The following is a 17,619-nucleotide window of genomic DNA, read 5'->3' as shown; positions in this document are numbered from 1 at the left end:
GGATCCTCATGTCAAAGGGGACGGGTGGGGCCAGCCTATGGATCGCATAGGCATGCCGTACAGAGCCGGTGGAGGTCGTTACCGGACGTTCACATTCGGCGCCCGCGGGGTCCCGTCCTCGTCCGAGCGCGCGTGCACATCCGACGGGTGCGCGATCGTCACCGCCCCGACGCGCGCCACAGCGCGATCCAGTCGTCGCGCGTGAGCGCCGTGGGCGACGCGTCGCGCGCGATGCCGCGGGCGCCGATGAAGGCGCGAGCGTCGTCGAGTCGCAGCACGCGTGCCTGCGCGAGCATGCGTGCGAGGCCGCGGCCGCTCGCGGAGAACACGTCGGCGACCATCCGCTCGTAGACGGTGCGCGAGCGGATGCCGGGATCGGGTCGACGCGTCACGGTGAACAGCCCGGCGTCCACGGCGGGCATCGGTCGGAACGCCGAGCGGGGGATGCGGCTCTCGAGCGCGAAGTCGAACCACGGCGCCGCCTGCGCCGTCAGCTGCGTCGATCCGCCGACGCCCGCGCGGCGGCGAGCGACCTCCCACTGGGCGACGAGCACGGCATCCGTCCATCCGGGCGCGTGCAGCAGGCGCCGCAGCAGCGCGGTCGTGAGGTGGAAGGGCAGGTTCGACACGACGACGTGCGGGCGCGGCGCGAAGCGGTGCTGCAGCGCGTCGGCGTGCTCGATGCGCACGTGGGCGGGCGTGCGGGCGTCGAGCCTCGCCGCGCGCCTGCCGTCGAGCTCGAGGCCGCGGATGGGGCGGCCGAGCCGCGCGAGCGGGCGCGTGATGGCGCCGTCGCCCGTGCCGATCTCGACGATGGGGCCGTCGGTGGCGGCGACGAGGTCGACGATGCGGTGCACGACGCCGCGGTCGACGAGGAAGCTCTGCCCGAGCTCGTGCCTGCCGGGCGCGTGCGTGCTGCCCGTCGGCGGCTGCGCGGGCCTGCCGCCGCCGGTCGTGGGGGTGCGGCGATCGCGCGCGGCGTCAGGCGACTGCTCAGGGCGGGTGCGCGGGTGGGCGGCGCGGCCGCGGTGGGGATGATGGCGTGGGTGTCGGGACACGGGAGGCTCCGCAGGGCTCGAGATGGCGGTGGCAGCACGAGGTGCCGCGACCTGATGGCCGGACCTGGGGCGGGCAGCGCAGCATGGAGCTGCGGCCGGCGACCGAGGTCAGCGACGAGCCGAGCGAAGAGGGGATCGGCCCGCGCTCAGGCGCGGCGGATGCGGATGGCGTAGATCGAACCCATGCCTCCACCGTACCCGCCCGCCCCGGCTCGCCGCATCCCGCCTCCGCTGCGGTGCGCGATCGGTCACTCGATGGACGCGACTGGTCACTGGATGCGGCCATTCGGCGTCAGGGGCAGCATCGAGTGACCGATCGTGGGTGTCGCGACGCGGCAGGCCGCAGCGCACCCCCGCGTCAAGCCCGCACGAGCCGGCACGCACGAAACGTACGGTGGAGGGGATGCCTCGACAGATCCTCTGGTTCCGCCGCGACCTGCGGCTCGGCGACCACCCCGCGCTCGGCGCCGCCGCGGCCGAGGGCGACGTGCTGCCGGTGTTCATCCTCGACGACGCCCTGCTCGACTCGGCGGGCGACGTGCGCCGCGCCGCCCTCGTCGATGCGATGGCCCACCTGCGCGCGGCCACCGACGGCGCGCTCGTCGTGCGATCCGGCGACCCTGCCCGCATCCTGCCGCAGCTCGCCGCCGAGGTCGACGCGTCGGCCGTGCACGTCAGCGCGGAGCCGTTCCCGTACGGACGCCGCCGCGACGACCGCGTGCGCGCAGCGCTCGCGCAGGAGGACGTCGCGCTCGTCGAGACCGGCAGCCCCTACGCCGTCACCCCCGGCCGTGTGCGCAACGGATCCGGCGACCGCTACAAGGTGTTCACGCCGTTCTCGAGGGCGTGGCTCGACCACGGATGGCGCGCCCCGGCCGCCGACCCCGACGGCCTGCGCTGGTGCAGGCTCGTCGAGAGCGACGAGCTGCCGACGGCACCCGCGATCGATGCCGACATCCCCACGATCTCCGAGCAGGCGGCGCTCGAGCGCTGGCACGCGTTCCTCGACGACGACCTCGACGAGTACGACGAGGGCCGCAACCTCCCGGGCGACGACACGACCTCGCGCATGTCGGCGCACCTCAAGTGGGGCACCATCCATCCGCGCACCATGCTCGCCGACCTCGAACGTCGCTCGCGTGGCCGCACGGGCACGCGCATGCAGTCGCTGCTGCGGTACCGCACCGAGCTGGCATGGCGCGAGTTCTACGCCGACGTGCTGTGGCATGCGCCGCGCAGCGACTGGCGCGACCTCACCGATGCGCTCGACGGCATGCAGTACGACGAGCCCGGCGACGCGTTCGTCGCCTGGCAGGAGGGCCGCACCGGCTACCCCATGGTCGACGCCGGCATGCGGCAGCTGCTCGCCGAGGGGTGGATGCACAACCGCGTGCGCATGCTCACCGCGTCGTTCCTCGTGAAGGACCTCCACGTGTGGTGGCCGCACGGCGCCCGGCACTTCCTCGACCACCTCGTCGACGGCGACATCGCATCCAACAACCACGGCTGGCAGTGGACCGCGGGCACGGGCACGGATGCGGCACCGTACTTCCGCGTCTTCAACCCCGTGCTGCAGGGGCAGCGGTTCGACCCCGAGGGGGAGTACGTGCGGCGGTGGGTGCCAGAGCTGCGGCATCTCTCCGGCGGTGCGGTGCACGAGCCGTGGAAGGCCGACGACGGCTACGCCCACGACTACCCCGAGCGCATCCTCGACCACAAGGAGGAGCGCGCGGAGGCGCTGGATCGGCTGCAGGCGACGAAGCGCTGAGCGTCGCGCGGCGCAGCCTCGGCATGGGGAGGTCCTTCCCATCGTCCATGCAGCATCGCGTGGCTAGCATCGTCGCGTGAGCGCGACCGAGCCTCCCGACGCGTCGCCAGACGAGGCCGCACGGTACGCGGCGCTCCTGCGAGGTCCGCGGATCGCGGCGCTCGTCGGCGGGGTCACGGCGCTGGGGACGTCGGCCATCAACCTCCTCGTGCTCGAGGACATGTCGGGGCTGCTGTGGGTCGCGACCGTCTCGTCGGTGCTCATCTGCGTGCTCGCGATCCGCACCATGGTCGACCACCCTCCGCGTGCCGTCGAGCGGCTGCGTCAGCTCGCTGCGCAGCTGGGCGGCAGGTTCTGGCTGTGGAAGGCGGGCACGGGTGCGAACCTCGGCGTGCCGTTCGCCTACGGCGCCGAGCACGAACGATTCGGCGTCGTCTCCGGCGAGCTGCACGGCATGCCGATCGAGCTGGGCACCCTGGCTTCGCAGGTGTCGAGCCGGCATCGAGCACCGGCGGGTCGGCGGCACGCGTACGTCGCCATCCGACTGCCCGAGCGGCTGCCGCACATGATCATGAGCTTCGGGCATCTCTCGCGAGTCCTCGGCGTGCGCGTCGCCCCCGACCAGTGGCATCGGTCGCAGCGCGTCGACGTCGGCGGCGAGCGCCGCTTCCGACTGTTCGTCGCCGACGGCGGCGAAGCGGCCGCGCGAGCGTTCTTCCGTCCCGAGATCGTGGCGCTGTTCGAGCGCATCGGGCGCGACTACGACGTCGAGATCAGGGACCGGCGCCTCTACCTGTTCCCCGGCCGATCGCCGGCGGCAGGGTCCGAGCGTCGGTGGGCCGCGCAACGGCAGTCGCTCGAGGCGTTCACGGGCGCGCTGGCGGCGTCGGGAGTCTGGGAGGCCGTGGGCACGCACAGCCCAAGGCTGCGCGACGTGCGGCTGCACGCCGACGTGCCGCGCTCGGTGGCGGTGGTCTTCAGCGTCGCCGCGGTCATCGTCGTCGTGGTGTCGGTCGTCTGGCTGGCAGCGACAGGCCGCATCGGCTGAGGTCGGCGCTCCGCGCCGTCGTCACGACGGGCGCAGGCGCGACGCCCCGACACCGCAGAGGGTGGCGGGGCGTCGCGGTGCGATGGGACTCGGTGCGGCGGACGGTGGACGCGGCGCGGGTCAGCGCACCGGCGCCCTGCGGATGAGCAGCGTCCACACGAGGGCTGCCGCAGCACCGACGGCGGCGAAGCCCAGCACCCATGCGAACCATTCGGCCTCGAAGAGCGCGGTGCCGATGCCGGCCAGGCCGCCGGGGTCGACGACCATCACGATGCCGCCGGCCAGCACCCCCGCCAGCACGACGCTCGTGATGACGAGCCACAGCGCCGTCTGGCCGCCGCGCAGGTAGATCGTCGACAGGGCGGCGCTCAGCAGCATCGCCATCAGCAGCAGCACGAAGGTGTGCAGCAGGGTCTGCCACCAGGCGCCGCCGCCGACGTAGGCGACGTCGAACATGCGGATGCTGAGCCCGAATCCGTTCGTCGCCCGCTCGATGGCCCGCAGGATCGTCACGACGATCGCGAACAGCAGCGACAGGCCGGCGAACACGGCTGCCGATCCGACGGCGAACTCGCGCCGCGTGATGCCGAGGCCCAGCGCGAGCGGGAACATCTGCAGCATCGCGGTGAAGCCGAGACCCATGAGCGGCCCGAGCAGCGCGAACACGGCGCCGTTCCACGTCATGCCCAGCTGCATGCTGGCGAGGTCGTTCCGGTCACCGCCCGTCGAGACGTTCGCGATGACGCCGATGACGAGCACGACGAGGAACGCGAGCCCGACGATGACGAACGGCAGGCCGAAGGTGTTGAAGCGGTGCTGCGTGTGCAGCCGGATGACGGATGCGGTGCGATCCATGGCGTCGCTCCTCTCAGACGCTCGCGTCGGCGAGCTCGGGGGTACGGGTGAGGTGCACGACGAGTGCCTGCAGCGACACCGGGCTCGTCGTGAGGTCGGCAGCGGCGAGCTCGGCGCGGGTCGCGGCGTCGAGGGATCCGAGGATCGTCGCGTTCGCGAGCCCGCCCATGCGCTGCTGCGCGACGACCTCGCGGCCGGCGCAGAACCGCTCCACGGCGTCGGCGCGGCCGGAGACGTCGTAGGCGCGGCCGCGCAGCTCGTCGGCGTCGGCGTCGATGAGCACGGTCCCCTGGTCGAGCACGACGACGTGCTCGAGCAGGTTCGCGACCTCGTCGATCAGATGCGTCGAGAGCACGATCGTGCGCGGATGCTCGGCGAAGTCGGCCAGCAGGTGGTCGTAGAACAGCTGCCTGGCGACGGCGTCGAGCCCGAGGTACGGCTCGTCGAAGAACGTCACCTCGGCGCGCGAGGCGAGCCCGACGACGATGCCGATCGCCGAGAGCTGCCCACGGGAGAGCTTCTTGATCTCGCGGTCGAGCGGCAGGCGGAAGTCGTCGACGAGGCGGCGCTCGAGGTCGGCATCCCAGCCGTCGTGCAGTCGCCGGGCGATCGCGAGCACCTCCTGCGCGCGGAACCCGTCCGGGTACTTCTGCGACTCCTGGATGAAGCACGTGCGCGAGAGGACGTCGGCGTTCTCGAACGGGTGGTCGCCGAGCACCCGCATGTCGCCGCTGGTCGCGACGAGCTGCCCGGTGAGCAGCTGCATGAGCGTGGTCTTGCCTGCGCCGTTGCGGCCGAGCAGGGCGTGGATGCGGTTCGGCTCGAGCGCGATCGACACGTCGTCGAGCGCGCGCACGCCCTTGGGGTAGTGCTTGGAGAGACCGGTGGTCTCGATGACGGCGGTCATGCCGACTCCTCCTCGATGATGTGCGCGAGCTGGGCCGGCGTGATGCCGAGCTTCGCCGCCTCGCGCAGCATGGGTGCGATGAACTCGTGGGTGAATGCGCGCGTCCTCGCCTCGACGAGACGGTCGCGCGCTCCGGTGGCGACGAACATGCCGATGCCTCGCCTCTTGTAGAGGACGCCGTCGTCGTGCGCCGGCTCGGCCGGCGGTCCCTCAGCCCTGCTCGACTGCCTCCGCCAGGTGGCCTCGTGCGGCAGCCTCGAGGTGCGTGAGATCCGACGCGATCGTGATGAACGTGAAGCCCTGCGCGATGCGGTCGCGCGCGATCGAGCCCGAAGCCGTGTGGATCGCCGCGACCTTGCCGGCAGCCTTCGCGGCCGTGAGCACTCGATCGATCGCCGCGTCGAACGCCTCCTGCGCATCCGGGTCGCCCGGGAAGCGCGCGCCGACCGCGAGCGCGAGGTCGCTCGGGCCGATGTAGACCCCGTCGACGCCGTCGACGGCGAGGATCGCGTCGACGTTCGCGAGGCCCTCCGGGGTCTCGATCATGCACAGCAGCAGCACCGCTGCATCCGAGTCGGCGGGCTTCGGGCCGATGCGCAGCCCCGCGCGCATGGGACCGTACGAGCGCGTGCCGCGTCCCGGGTAGCGTGCGGCGACGACCGCCCGCTCGGCGTCGTCGGCGTCGTCGACGAGCGGCACGATGATGCCGCGTGCGCCGGCGTCGAGCGCCTTGCCGATCGCGGCTGGCGCATTCGCCTCGACGCGCACGACGCCCGCGGGGCCGTGCGCCGCGTCGATCGCCGTCAGGTTGGCGAGCATGCCCGAGTAGCCCAGCAGGCCGTGCTGCGCGTCGACGGCCACGTAGTCGTAGCCGGTGAGCGCGATCCGCTCCGTCGACACGGGCGAGTCGAGCACGATCCAGTAGCCCACCACGACCTCGTGGCGTCGTGCTCGCTCGATGACGGCGGCGGCGGGATGGGGTGCGGGCGTGAGAGGCATTGCGGACTCCAGTCGGTGGGATGGGCTGCGCGTCGAGGGCGCGGCGGTCAGCGGTTGTAGGCGGGCATGGGGCCTGCGAGGTCGCTGCCGACCTCGTCGCAACGCGCGAGGACGTCGTCGTCGAGGGGTCCGCGGCCGATCGCCTCGGCGTTCGCGACGAGCTGCGCGGGCTTCGAGCCTCCCAGCAGGATCGAGCCGACGAGGGGCTGCGAGGCGAGCCAGCGCAGCGAGAGCTCGGCGAGCGGCAGGCCCGCGTCGTCGGCGATGGCGCCGAGCGCGGCGATCGCGGCGAACAGCCGCTCGTCCCAGTAGCGCGCGCGGTACATGCCGGCGAGGCGCGAGTCGCCGAAGCGCCCCGCGTCCGGTGCGTCGTCGAAGCGGTGCCTGCCGGTGAGGAGGCCGCCGCCGAGGGGGTTGTAGACCATCGTCTCGATGTCGCGATCGGCCGCGAACGCGCGGTACTCGGCGTCGAGCCTGCGGGCGACGAGGTTGTACAGCTGCTGCGCCACGACAGGGCCCGCGATGCCGGCGCGGGCGCACTCGCGCTCCACGTCGGCGACCTGCCAGGCCGCGAGGTTCGAGACGCCGAGCGCGGCGATGCGCCCCTCCGCCTGCAGCTCGGCGATCGCGTCGATCGTCTCGGCCAGCGGCGTCGCGCGATCCGGCTGGTGCAGGTAGAAGAGGTCGACCGACTCGCGGCCCAGCCGGGCGAGGGAGCCGGCGACGCTGCGGCGCAGTCCCTCGCGCGAGAGCGGGGCGTGCCCGTCGGCGTCCGGATGCGGCATGCCCGCCTTCGTCGCGATCGGCAGCTCGATGCCCAGCTGCGGCAGCAGGCGCCCGAGGATGCGCTCGGTCTCGCCGCCCGCGTAGCCGTTGGCGGTGTCGATGCTGGCGACGCCCGCGGCGACCGCGGCCTCGAGCATCGCGGCCGAGCCGGCCTCGTCGACGGTGTCGCCGAAGGTCATGGTGCCGAGGACGAGTGCTGGCATGGCGGAGCTCCTGAAGGGGGGTCGGGTGGGATGCGTCAGGCGAGCACGGGATGCAGGGGCGCCTCGCCGCGCAGGATGCGTGCGACGTCGCGCACGACCGTGACGCCCATCGTCGCGTTCGCGCCGTCGGCGTGCGCGCCGATGTGGGGCGTGAGCAGCACGTTCGGTGCCGTGCGCAGAGGGCTCGCCTGCTCGAGCGGCTCGTGCGCGAACGCGTCGAACGCGGCACCGGCGAGGTGTCCGGATCGCAGCGCCTCTGCGGCGGCGGCCTCGTCGACGAGCCCGCCGCGCGCGGCGTTGACGAGCAGCGAGCCCGGTCGCATCGACGCGATGGCGGCCGCGTCGAGCAGCGGAGGTCCGTCGCCGCCAGGCACGTGCAGCGTGAGCACGTCGGCGCTCGCGATCACCTGCGCGGCCTCGGCGCGCTCGACGCCCGCCTCGGCGAACGCGGCATCGGCCAGGAACGGATCGAAGGCGACCACGCGCATCCCGAACGCCCGGGCGCGGACGGCGACGGCTCGCCCGATGCGGCCGAAGCCGAGCACGCCGAGCGTGCGACCCGACAGCTCGAGCCCGGGGAACCGGTCCCAGGCGCCGTCGGCGAGGGAGGCGTGCGCAGGCACGATGCGGCGGGCGACGGCGAGGATCGCGCCGAGCGTGAGCTCGGCGACCGCGACCGTGTTCGACCCGGGTGCGTTGACGACCTGCACGCCCGCCGCGGACGCCGCCGCGAGGTCGATGTTGTCGACGCCCACGCCGTGCTTCGCGACGACGCGCAGGCCGGGCGTCGCGAGCACGGTCGCATCCACCTCGTCGAGCCCGACGACGAGCGCGGTCGCACCGGCCGCGCGCTGCGCGAGCGTCGCGGCGTCGAGGGGATGCGCCTCGACGTCGGAGCGGAAGGCGAGGCCCTCCTCGGCGAGCGCATCCCACGGCGCGCGCGACTGCGCGCCGAAGCTGGGTGTCGTGATCAGCACCGTCATGATCAGCCGATCTCGATCCCGAACACCTTGAGCACGCCGTAGACGCCGAGGGCGGCGACGGCGGCGGAGCTGAAGCACAGCGCGACCGTCCAGAACGCGCTCCTGCGGAAGCGCTTGGGCACCTCGCGACGCAGATGCCACACGGCGATCACGACGGCGACGAGGAAGATGCCGGAGCCGATGCCGCCGATCTGCACCATGACGAGCGGCGCCTGGACGACGAGGAAGCTGAGCGCCCAGACGAGCGGCATGCCGATGGTGAGCGCGCGGATGATGCGCTTGCGCTTGACGAGGTCGGTCCAGTCGAAGACGCCGAGGATGGACAGCGTGCTGCCCCACAGGCGCGGCACGGACGCGGTGGAGGCGATGAGCGTCGAGAAGAGCACGAAGAACGCGCCGACGAGGAAGATCCAGTAGCCGGCGGGACCCATGGTGTCCGAGTACATCCGCGAGAGGGTCACGATCATGTCGTTGCCCTCGGGGACCAGTCCCTGCGGGTGCAGGACGGCGGCGCCGATGACGTAGAACGACAAGGTGCTGACCGTGCAGATCACCCACGAGACGAGCACGTCGAGGCGCATGACGCGGATCCATCCCTCGGCGCGCTGCGCACGCTCCTCGGTGCCGTCGTCGGGTCCGGTCCAGCGTGCGTAGCCCTTCTCGATGCACCAGTAGGTGTAGGTCGTCATCTCGTCGGCGCCGACGCCGGTGAGGCCGAACATCGCGATCGCGAAGCCGATGGCGCCGACGGGCAGGGCCAGCGCGAGCCCGCCACCGATGTCGGCGGCCGAGTAGGCGAAGGGCGTGAATGGCAGGCCGAGCGCGAGGCCGACGGTGATGAGCGAGAAGGCCACGACGGAGACGAACGAGACCCGCTCGAGCACCGAGTACTTGCCGCTGATGTTGAAGAGGATCGCGCTCGCGGTGACGACGAGCGTCCAGAACACGAGCGAGGTCATGCCGAAGGGATCGCCGCCGATCGGCACCATGATCGAGATGCACGCGACGGCGCCGCCGATGATGCCGCCGCGCTGCAGGATCTTCGTGAAGTCCATGAGGACCCAGAGGAAGTTGATCCAGGAGCCGCGACGCGTCTTCGGGCCGACCTTCGAGTAGCCGACGAGCGCGGGCTGGCCGGAGTGGATCGCCCACTGCGCGAGCTCGAGCTGCACCCAGACCTTCACCGCGGTCGAGATGATGACGAGCCACAGCAGCACGAAGCCCGCCTGCGCGCCGAGCGCGGTGGTCGTGATGAGCTCGCCGGAGCCGACGACGGCGGCCGAGAGCACGAGGCCAGGGCCGAGGTGGCGGATGCGACCGCGCAGCGTCGTGGGGGCGGGCTTCACGTCCTCGGCCCTGAGGGCGTAGGGATCGTGGAGCGCGGCCGGCTTCGTCGCGGTCGTCGTCATGTCAGTCTCCTTTGACCAGGGTTCCACGGCAGTGCGACCGCCGCGGACGACACGATAGGCCTGATTGCGCGAAACGCGCAACCCGCCTAGCATGAAACGCGCAGGTCCGACGAGCGGACCGCTCGACGAGGAGGTCTGTGTGGACGCCGGTGCGCACGCCGCTGCAGCCCGACTCGTCGTCGTCGCCGACGACCTGACGGGGGCCGTCGAGACCGCCGCCCTGCTCGTCGCGCCCGGCGGCACGCTGCCGCGCGTCCTGGTGGGAGCCGATCGCGACGCCATCGCCGCAGCGCTGCGCGAGCCCGGTGCGCTCGTCGTCGACGCCGACCTCCGGCATCTCGACCACGACGGCGCGCGCCATCGGCTCGCAGGCATCCTCGACGCGCTGCCCGAGGGCGTCGAGGTGCTCGTGAAGGTCGACTCCCTGCTGCGCGGACCGCTCGGCGCCGTCACGGCCGCGCTGGCGGGCCGCGCCCCGGTGCTGTGCACCGCAGTGCCCGCGACCCGGCGCGCCGTGGTCGACGGTGTCGTGCGCGTCGACGGCGTGCCGCTCGATCGCACGGATGCCTGGCACGCCGAGGACGGCGATGCCCCGACCGCCGTCGCCACCGCGATCGCCCCCACCGAGGCCGTCGTCGTGCCGCTGTCCGCCGTGCGTGGCCCCGCGCTCGCGCAGGTGCTCGAGGAGGTCGCCGCCGACGGCAGGGTCGCCCTCGCCGACGCCGAGACCGCCGACGACCTCGCGGCCGTCGCGGCAGCCGCCCCGGGCGTGCTCGTCGGTGCAGCGGGGCTCGCAGAGGCCTGGGCTGCGCGATTCGCGCACTCTCGCCTGCCCGCTGCGCACGACCTGCCCGGCAGGCCCGATCCGCTCGCCCTCATCGGCACCGCGAGCGCCGAGGCCGCAGAGCAGGTCGACGCCTGCGAGGCGGACGGCATCGCCCTGCTGCGCCCTGAGGCTGCGGCCATCGCCTCCGCGACCCCCGCCGTCGGCGTCCCCGCCATCGTCGCCGCGCCGCGAGGCCGCGCCGATCCCGCGCTCGTCGAGCGCGGCTTCGCCGAGCTCGCCTCGCGCATCGCCGGGGAGCGCGACCTCGTCCTCTCCGGTGGCGCCACCGCGCGCGCCGTGCTCGAGGCCCTCGGCATCCGCATCCTCCGACCCGTCGCCGAGCTGCACCACGGCGCCGTCGCATCCCTCGCCGGCTCCCGGCGCATCATCACGCGCCCGGGCAGCTACGGCGACCCCACCAGCCTGCAGGCAGCCCTCGGCTGCCTCGCATCCGGAAGACAGGAGCACCCATGACCCTCCCCCTCATCGCCGTCACCATGGGCGACGGCGCGGGCATCGGCCCCGAGGTCACCGTCGCCGCCGTCGTGCACCCCGAGGTGCTCGCCACCTCGCGCCCCCTCGTCATCGGTGACGCCGCACGGCTGCGCGAGGCGGCGAGCATCCTCGGCCTCGACGTCGAGGTGCGCGCCGTCGACGGCGCCGGCGACGCGGTGTTCGAGCCCGGCATCGTCAACGTCGTCGACCTCGGCCTGCTGCCCGCCGACCTCCCCTGGGGCGTCGAGTCGCCCGTCGCGGGCGACGCCGCCTTCCACTTCGTCCGCGTCGCCGCCGAGCTCGCCGTCGAAGGCACGGCGCAGGCGATCTGCACCGCGCCCCTCAACAAGGCGGCGCTGCACGCCGGTGGACACCCCTTCCCCGGCCACACCGAGATGCTGGCGTCGCTCACAGGCACCGACGAGGTCTCGATGATGCTCGCGACCGAGCGACTCCGCGTCATCCACGTCACGACGCACATCGGGCTCATCGACGCCGTCGCCCGCATCGAGCCCGGCCTCGTCGAGCGCACGATCGTGCGTGGCGCCGAGGCGTTGCGCCGCGCGGGCGTCGACGCGCCACGCATCGGCGTGTGCGCCATCAACCCGCACGCGGGCGAGAACGGCCTCTTCGGCTACGGCGAGGAGGCGACGAAGATCGCCCCCGGCGTCGAGGCGGCTCGTGCGGCAGGCATCGACGCCGTGGGGCCGCTGCCCGCCGACACCCTGTTCTTCCTCGCGGGTCGCGGCGACTACGACCTCGTCGTCGCGATGTACCACGACCAGGGCCACGGCCCCGTGAAGGTGCTCGGCATCGAGGCAGGCGTCAACATCACCGTCGGGCTGCCCGTGATCCGCACGTCGGTCGACCACGGCACGGCCTTCGACATCGCCGGTCGCGGGATCGCCGACAGCGCCAGCATGGTCGAGGCGCTGCGCCAGGCCGCCGCCATGGCGACGGTCGTGCCCACCGCAGCGTGAGCATCCGCGTCGTCGCGAGCGGGATGCGCGAGGATGGCTTCGTGAGCACGGACGAGTCGACGTCGAGCCCGTCGGCGAAGGTCAGGCGGCAGGCGATCGTCGACCTCGCGCGCGCCGGCGGGCTCGCATCCGTCGACGCGCTCGCGACGCGATTCGGCGTGACGCAGTCGACCATCCGTCGCGACCTGGCGAGGCTGCAGGACGCGGGTCGCATCACCCGCACGTTCGGCGGCGCCATGGCGTCGCACGCCGAGTCGTCGCTGCGTCAGCGGCTCGGCGAGGCGACCGACGAGAAGCGCGCGATCGCCGGCTGGGCCGCGACCCAGGTGCAGGAGGGCGAGTCGATCCTGCTCGATGGCGGCTCGACCGTGGGTGCGCTCGCGCGCGAGCTCTCGGGGCCGCTGCACGTCGTCACGCCCGCGATGAGCGTCGTGCACGAGCTCTCGGACGTCGCGGGCGTCGAGGTCGACTGCCTCGGGGGTCGGCTGCGCGCGGTGAGCGAGGGCTTCGTCGGGCCGCTCGCCGAGGCCGCGCTCGAGCGCATGACGTTCGATCGCGTGTTCCTCGGCGCCGACGCCGTCGACGCAGAGCTCGGGCTGTGCGAGGCCGATCCGCAGCAGACGCGGCTCAAGCAGCTCGCCGCGCGTCGTGGGGCAGCCGTGTACGTGCTCGCGGACGCGAGCAAGCTCGGTCAGAGGCCATTCCACGCCTGGACGGCGCTCGATGGGCCGTGGACGCTCGTGACCGACGCGCGCGCCGACGCCGATCGGCTCGCGGCCTTCGACCGCGCCGGCATCCCGGTGGTCGTCGCGGGCTGACGCCGCGGTGCGAGTCGCGCCGCTCAGCGCCGAAGCGCGTCGTCGCCCCGCGGCGACGCGAACGAGCGCGCGACGGCGCCCGCCATCCGCTCGAGCGGACCCCTCACGCGGGCACGCGCCAGCAGCACGCCGAGCAGCAGCGACCCCGCCACGTGGATGCCGAGCATGCCGAAGCCTGCGACGGTCCACGGCGGCAGCTCGACCGCTCCGTCGGCACCGACCGCGATGGCGCTCCCACCGCCTGCGAACGCCCACGCGATCGACGCAGCCAGCAGCGCGCACACGTGCAGCGTGTAGATCGTGAACGGCGCAGCACCCGCGGCCCGCACCGGCTCGAGCGCGCGCGGCAGCCGGGCACCAGGGGGCAGCGCGACGACGAGCGCCCCGATCACCGCGACCGCCACGCCGACGCCGCGCGCGACGTCGCCGATCGTGCCCGTGTGCGGCACCGCCGTCGCCTGCCACCACCACGATGCGTCCGGCGGCGTGCCGGTGCCGAAGCGCAGCAGCCACGGCAGCTGACCCGTCAGCCCCTGCGACGCCGCCCACGAGTCCGCGAACGCATCCATCGTGCGCTCCGACACGAGGATCGCCGCGACGGCGACGAGCGCGCCTGCACCCAGCATCCCGAGGCCGACGATGCGAGCGCGCGTCGTCGAGCCCGCTCGCAGCACGCCGCGGGCCACGAGGATGCCGACCGCCAGCATCGCCACCCACGTGACCGCCGGATACTCGCCCGTGCACAGCAGGTCGACGAGCGCGGCCCACGGGGAGCCCTCGAGCGCATCGGCCTGCGGGAAGACCCCCTCGCCGAAGCGCCACTCGCGCACCGCGAGCGCCACCTGCGAGCCGCCCACCCACAGCGCCACAGCGACGGCGGCCACGAGCCAGCTCGGCGCGAGGAGCAGCGGAGCGGCGAGCACCATCGCGAACGCGAGGTAGTTGAGCACGACGTGCACCGGCGGCATGCACGCAGCCAGCAGCACCCCGACCGCGCCGACCACGATCGCGCGGCCCAGCACGGCGCGCAGCGCGGCGACGCGATGCCCTCCGGCCAGCAGCGACCGGGTGGCGAGCACGAGGCTCACCCCGGCGAGCACCGCGAACAGCGACGACGCGTTGCCGTTCGCGCCAGCGAGCACGACGTCGGCCGCCTGCGCCTGCGTGCCGGTGGCGCCCGTCCACGACCCCGCGACCGACGACAGCAGGTGGGCGCTCATCATGCCGACGATCGCGAGCCACCTGGCGAGGTCGATCGCGACGATGCGGGCGGATGCGCCGGTGGATGCGGCTGCGGCGGCGGCGGCGTGCGCGACCGTCCCGCCGGAGACCGGCCCGGTGGGCCCGGCGGCGGATCCCGGGTGCGCGCTCATGCCCCGATCATGCATCCTCCACCCATGCGCCACCCACGACCCCACGAGAGAGATGAGGTTCTCGGCCGCTTGTGAGGTCACAAGCGGCCGAGAACCTCAGATCTGTCGTGCGGGGTCGGTCAGCGCAGCGCCTCGCGCAGCTTCACCGGCTTGCCGATGCGCAGCAGCGACCGCTCGTACACGCGGGCGGCGAACGCGATGACGATCGCCGTCGACACGAGCACGATGCCGAACGACAGCAGCCCCTCCCACCATTCCATCGTGCCGAGGTAGGCGCGCATCGGCACCGCCACCGGCGCCGAGAACGGCACGTACGACATGATCTGCAACGCGAGCGGGTTGTTGTTGAAGAGGATGACGGCGACATACGGCAGCATCACGAGCATCATGATCGGCGTCGTCGTGGAGCCGAGATCCTCCGACCGCGACACCATCGCCGCCGCCGCCGCGAACAGCGACGCCATGAGCACGAATCCGACCGTGAACAGGCCCACGAACCACGCGATCGGCTCGCCGAGGCCGTCGAGGATCACCGAGTTGTCGGTGATCGCCCCGCCGATGAGCACCACCGCGGCGATGAGCGCGATCTGCACGAACGCGAGCAGCGAGTTGCCGACGATCTTGCCTGCCAGCAGGGCGCGGGCGGGCACCGACGCGAGCAGGATCTCGACGATGCGCGTCTGCTTCTCCTCGACGACCGAGCCTGCGATGCCGTAGCCGAACGACATCGACGCCATCATGAACACGAGGCCGAAGCCGAGGCCGATGAGGTACAGCAGGCCCGGGTTCGGCGCGTTCGGGTCGAGCAGCTCGACGTCGGGCATGACCGACAGCAGGCCGATGAGCGACTCGGGCGCCTCGCGGTCGCCGAGCACGAGCAGGCCTGCGGGGCCGTCGCTGGGCAGCACGGCCGCGTCGACCTCCTCGGAGGCGACGAGGTCGCGTGCCTCGTCTGCCGAGTCGACGACCGTCACCTCCGTGTCGGGCAGCGCCTCCACGACCTGCTGCGTCGAGCCGACGACCGCGACCGACGTCGTCGACTGGAACAGCTGCGGCCCCACCGACGAGAAGATCACGGCGGCGAGCGCACCCAGCAGCACGATCGCTGCCGAGATCAGGTACGCCTTCGAGCGCAGGTTCACGAGGATCTCGCGCTGCGCGACGATGCCGACGGCGCGCCAGAACGGCACGCGGCGTGCGGCGTGGCTCGCGGTGGAGTCCGCGGTGGTGATGGTCATCGGACGACCTCCTGGAAGATCTCGGTCAGCGGACGCGTGACGGGGGCGAACGCGCGCACGCCGCCGCGCTCGACGGCCTGCTGCAGCACGCGGTCGGCCGCTGCGTCGTCGGCGGCCGTGAAGCGCACCTCGCCGCCTGCGAGGTCGACGACCTCGACGCCTGCGGCATCCCGCACCCAACCGGCGTCGCCGGCGGTCACGAGGCGCCACTCGGGGCGGGTGTGGGCGGCGCGGATGTCCTCGCGGGTGCCTGCGGCGCGCACGCGGCCGTCGCCGATGATGACGAGCTCGTCGCAGAGGCGCTCGACGACGTCGAGCTGGTGGCTGGAGAAGAGCACGGGAGCGCCGGTGCGGGCGACGTCGCGCAGCACCTCGAGCGTCGTCTCGACCGCCATGGGGTCGAGGCCCGAGAAGGGCTCGTCGAGCACGAGCGCAGCGGGATCGTGCACGAGCGCCGCAGCGATCTGCGCGCGCTGCTGGTTGCCGAGGCTCAGCGACTCGAGGGTGTCGTGGTGCCGGTCGCCGAGCCCGAGACGGTCGAGCAGGTCGAGCGCGCGGCGCTTCGCGGTCGCGCCGTCGAGGCCGTGGAGGCGGGCGAGGTAGACGAGCTGGTCGTCGATCGGCATCTTCGGGTACAGGCCGCGCTCCTCTGGCATGTAGCCGATGCGGGCGCGGAAGTCGGCGGTGATGGGTGCACCGTCGACCTCGACGACGCCTGCGCTCGGCTCGAGCACGCCGAGCAGGATGCGCATCGTCGTGGTCTTGCCGGCGCCGTTCGCGCCGACGAAGCCGGTCATGCGGCCGGGGTGGATGTCGAACGACACGTCGTGCAGCACCTGGTTGGCGCCGAACGACCGGTCGATGCCTCGAAGTCGGATCATGGCTTCGACGCTACGGTCGCGGGCTCGTGCGCGTATCCGGCGTGGGGTGGATGTGCGGCTCCGCCGAGCGGGTGAGGGTCGCCGGGCGACGACGGCTGCTGGCGCAGGATGACGCTCGGCGAGCGCTCGAGGGAGCATTCCCCTCGACGGACCGCTGCGCGTCATCCGGGGCCCGCGTCGAGGCGGCACCGAGCGAGCGCGTCACGCTGATGCCCGCCGAACCTGCACCACAGCGCGCCCTCATCTGCACTGCGCACACGAGCAGTCGCTCAGGCGCCGGTTCGGCGGCGCATCACTCGACGGTCGGCACCGATCCGCTGCCGGCCTGCACGACGCCGCGCTCGTACGCCCAGATGACGGCATGGATGCGGTCGCGGATGCCGAGCTTCATGAGCACGTTCGACACGTGCGTCTTCACGGTCGCCTCGCCCACGTACAGCCGCTCGGCGATCTCGCCGTTCGAGTGGCCGCGGGCGAGCAGCATGAGCGTCTCGCGTTCGCGCTCCGTCAGCAGGTCGAGCTCGGGCGCCTCGGGCATCGATCCCGCGCCGTCGGGGCTGGCGAAGCGCTCGATGACGCGGCGCGTCACCGACGGTGCGAGCAGCGCGTCGCCGCGGGCGAGGGCGTGGATGGCGTCGATGAGGTGCTCGGGCTCGGCCGTCTTCAGCAGGAACCCGGAGGCGCCTGCGCGCAGCGCCTCGAACAGGAAGTCGTCGCGGTCGAACGTCGTGAGCATGAGCACGGACGCGCCCGAGTCGCCGTCGCAGATCTCACGCGTCGCTCCGAGGCCGTCGAGCACGGGCATCTGCACGTCCATGCAGATGACGTCGGGGCGCAGGTCGGCAGCCTTCAGCACGGCCTCCCGGCCATCGGCCGCCTCGCCGACGACCTCGAAGCCGGGCTCGGTCTCGAGGATGGTGCGGAAGCCGACGCGCACGAGCGCCTGGTCGTCGACGAGCAGGATACGGGTCACTCGGGGCTCCTCGAGGGGG

The 17,619-nt window shown here is 73.0% G+C and carries 17 protein-coding genes; 5 read left to right on the top strand and 12 right to left on the bottom strand.

Annotation, left to right across the window (positions count from 1 at the left end):
* Positions 1 to 158: 158 nt before the first annotated feature.
* Positions 159 to 1,058: a 23S ribosomal RNA methyltransferase Erm gene (erm, locus tag ACZ6H8_RS04780; RefSeq protein WP_464144964.1), complete on the bottom strand. Its 900-nt coding sequence runs from the start codon at positions 1,056 to 1,058 to the stop codon at positions 159 to 161.
* A 403-nt stretch (positions 1,059 to 1,461) separates the two neighbouring features.
* On the opposite strand from erm, the gene ACZ6H8_RS04775 reads away from it, so the two are divergent.
* Positions 1,462 to 2,826, top strand: a complete 1,365-nt coding sequence (locus tag ACZ6H8_RS04775) for a cryptochrome/photolyase family protein (RefSeq protein WP_464144960.1) — start codon at positions 1,462 to 1,464, stop codon at positions 2,824 to 2,826.
* Between the two features lie 76 nt (positions 2,827 to 2,902).
* On the top strand, positions 2,903 to 3,874 hold the full coding sequence (locus ACZ6H8_RS04770) for a hypothetical protein (RefSeq protein WP_464144953.1): 972 nt from the start codon (positions 2,903 to 2,905) through the stop codon (positions 3,872 to 3,874).
* Positions 3,875 to 3,994: 120 nt separating this feature from the next.
* Here the strand turns inward: ACZ6H8_RS04770 and ACZ6H8_RS04765 are convergent, their stop codons facing one another.
* The 7 genes from ACZ6H8_RS04765 to ACZ6H8_RS04735 all read right to left on the bottom strand — a co-directional run bounded on the left by ACZ6H8_RS04765 (position 3,995) and on the right by ACZ6H8_RS04735 (position 10,016).
* Positions 3,995 to 4,729: a hypothetical protein gene (locus ACZ6H8_RS04765; RefSeq protein WP_464144950.1), complete on the bottom strand. Its 735-nt coding sequence runs from the start codon at positions 4,727 to 4,729 to the stop codon at positions 3,995 to 3,997.
* A gap of 13 nt (positions 4,730 to 4,742) precedes the next feature.
* Positions 4,743 to 5,636 carry an ABC transporter ATP-binding protein gene (locus ACZ6H8_RS04760; RefSeq protein WP_464144947.1) on the bottom strand — a complete coding sequence of 298 codons (894 nt, stop codon included), beginning with the start codon at positions 5,634 to 5,636 and terminating at the stop codon, positions 4,743 to 4,745.
* On the bottom strand, positions 5,633 to 5,785 hold the full coding sequence (locus tag ACZ6H8_RS04755) for a hypothetical protein (RefSeq protein ID WP_464144945.1): 153 nt from the start codon (positions 5,783 to 5,785) through the stop codon (positions 5,633 to 5,635). The genes ACZ6H8_RS04760 and ACZ6H8_RS04755 overlap by 4 nt, the downstream gene beginning before the upstream one ends.
* A 61-nt stretch (positions 5,786 to 5,846) precedes the next feature.
* On the bottom strand, positions 5,847 to 6,635 hold the full coding sequence (locus ACZ6H8_RS04750) for an HpcH/HpaI aldolase family protein (protein WP_464144942.1): 789 nt from the start codon (positions 6,633 to 6,635) through the stop codon (positions 5,847 to 5,849).
* Positions 6,636 to 6,682: 47 nt separating this feature from the next.
* Complete coding sequence (locus ACZ6H8_RS04745) at positions 6,683 to 7,624, bottom strand: aldo/keto reductase (RefSeq protein ID WP_464144940.1); 942 nt, start codon at positions 7,622 to 7,624, stop codon at positions 6,683 to 6,685.
* A gap of 35 nt (positions 7,625 to 7,659) precedes the next feature.
* Positions 7,660 to 8,607, bottom strand: coding sequence for a phosphoglycerate dehydrogenase (locus ACZ6H8_RS04740; protein ID WP_464144939.1), 948 nt, complete (start codon positions 8,605 to 8,607; stop codon positions 7,660 to 7,662).
* Positions 8,608 to 8,609: 2 nt separating this feature from the next.
* Positions 8,610 to 10,016: an Nramp family divalent metal transporter gene (locus ACZ6H8_RS04735; RefSeq protein ID WP_464144936.1), complete on the bottom strand. Its 1,407-nt coding sequence runs from the start codon at positions 10,014 to 10,016 to the stop codon at positions 8,610 to 8,612.
* Positions 10,017 to 10,155: 139 nt separating this feature from the next.
* Between ACZ6H8_RS04735 and ACZ6H8_RS04730 the strand changes: the two genes are divergently transcribed.
* Genes ACZ6H8_RS04730 through ACZ6H8_RS04720 form a run of 3 tightly spaced genes read left to right on the top strand, consistent with a single transcriptional unit; the run spans position 10,156 to position 13,135 of the window.
* Entirely contained in the window at positions 10,156 to 11,316 is a 1,161-nt protein-coding gene (locus ACZ6H8_RS04730; protein WP_464144934.1) for a four-carbon acid sugar kinase family protein, read from the top strand.
* Positions 11,313 to 12,317, top strand: a complete 1,005-nt coding sequence (pdxA, locus tag ACZ6H8_RS04725) for a 4-hydroxythreonine-4-phosphate dehydrogenase PdxA (RefSeq protein ID WP_464144932.1) — start codon at positions 11,313 to 11,315, stop codon at positions 12,315 to 12,317. Before ACZ6H8_RS04730 ends, pdxA begins: the two co-directional genes overlap by 4 nt.
* Positions 12,318 to 12,358: 41 nt before the next feature.
* Complete coding sequence (locus tag ACZ6H8_RS04720) at positions 12,359 to 13,135, top strand: DeoR/GlpR family DNA-binding transcription regulator (RefSeq protein WP_464144930.1); 777 nt, start codon at positions 12,359 to 12,361, stop codon at positions 13,133 to 13,135.
* A 23-nt stretch (positions 13,136 to 13,158) separates the two neighbouring features.
* Here the strand turns inward: ACZ6H8_RS04720 and ACZ6H8_RS04715 are convergent, their stop codons facing one another.
* From ACZ6H8_RS04715 to ACZ6H8_RS04700, 4 genes are all read right to left on the bottom strand, one after another.
* Positions 13,159 to 14,508, bottom strand: coding sequence for a heparan-alpha-glucosaminide N-acetyltransferase domain-containing protein (locus ACZ6H8_RS04715; RefSeq protein ID WP_464144927.1), 1,350 nt, complete (start codon positions 14,506 to 14,508; stop codon positions 13,159 to 13,161).
* Between the two features lie 119 nt (positions 14,509 to 14,627).
* Positions 14,628 to 15,746, bottom strand: coding sequence for an ABC transporter permease (locus ACZ6H8_RS04710; RefSeq protein ID WP_464144924.1), 1,119 nt, complete (start codon positions 15,744 to 15,746; stop codon positions 14,628 to 14,630).
* Positions 15,743 to 16,627, bottom strand: coding sequence for an ABC transporter ATP-binding protein (locus ACZ6H8_RS04705; protein ID WP_464144922.1), 885 nt, complete (start codon positions 16,625 to 16,627; stop codon positions 15,743 to 15,745). The genes ACZ6H8_RS04710 and ACZ6H8_RS04705 overlap by 4 nt, the downstream gene beginning before the upstream one ends.
* Before the next feature lie 292 nt (positions 16,628 to 16,919).
* Positions 16,920 to 17,600, bottom strand: a complete 681-nt coding sequence (locus ACZ6H8_RS04700; RefSeq protein WP_464144920.1) for a response regulator — start codon at positions 17,598 to 17,600, stop codon at positions 16,920 to 16,922.
* Positions 17,601 to 17,619 lie beyond the last annotated feature (19 nt).

Source organism: Agrococcus sp. AC640b (genome assembly GCF_979255995.1).
This window is presented reverse-complemented; position numbering and strand designations above follow the sequence as displayed.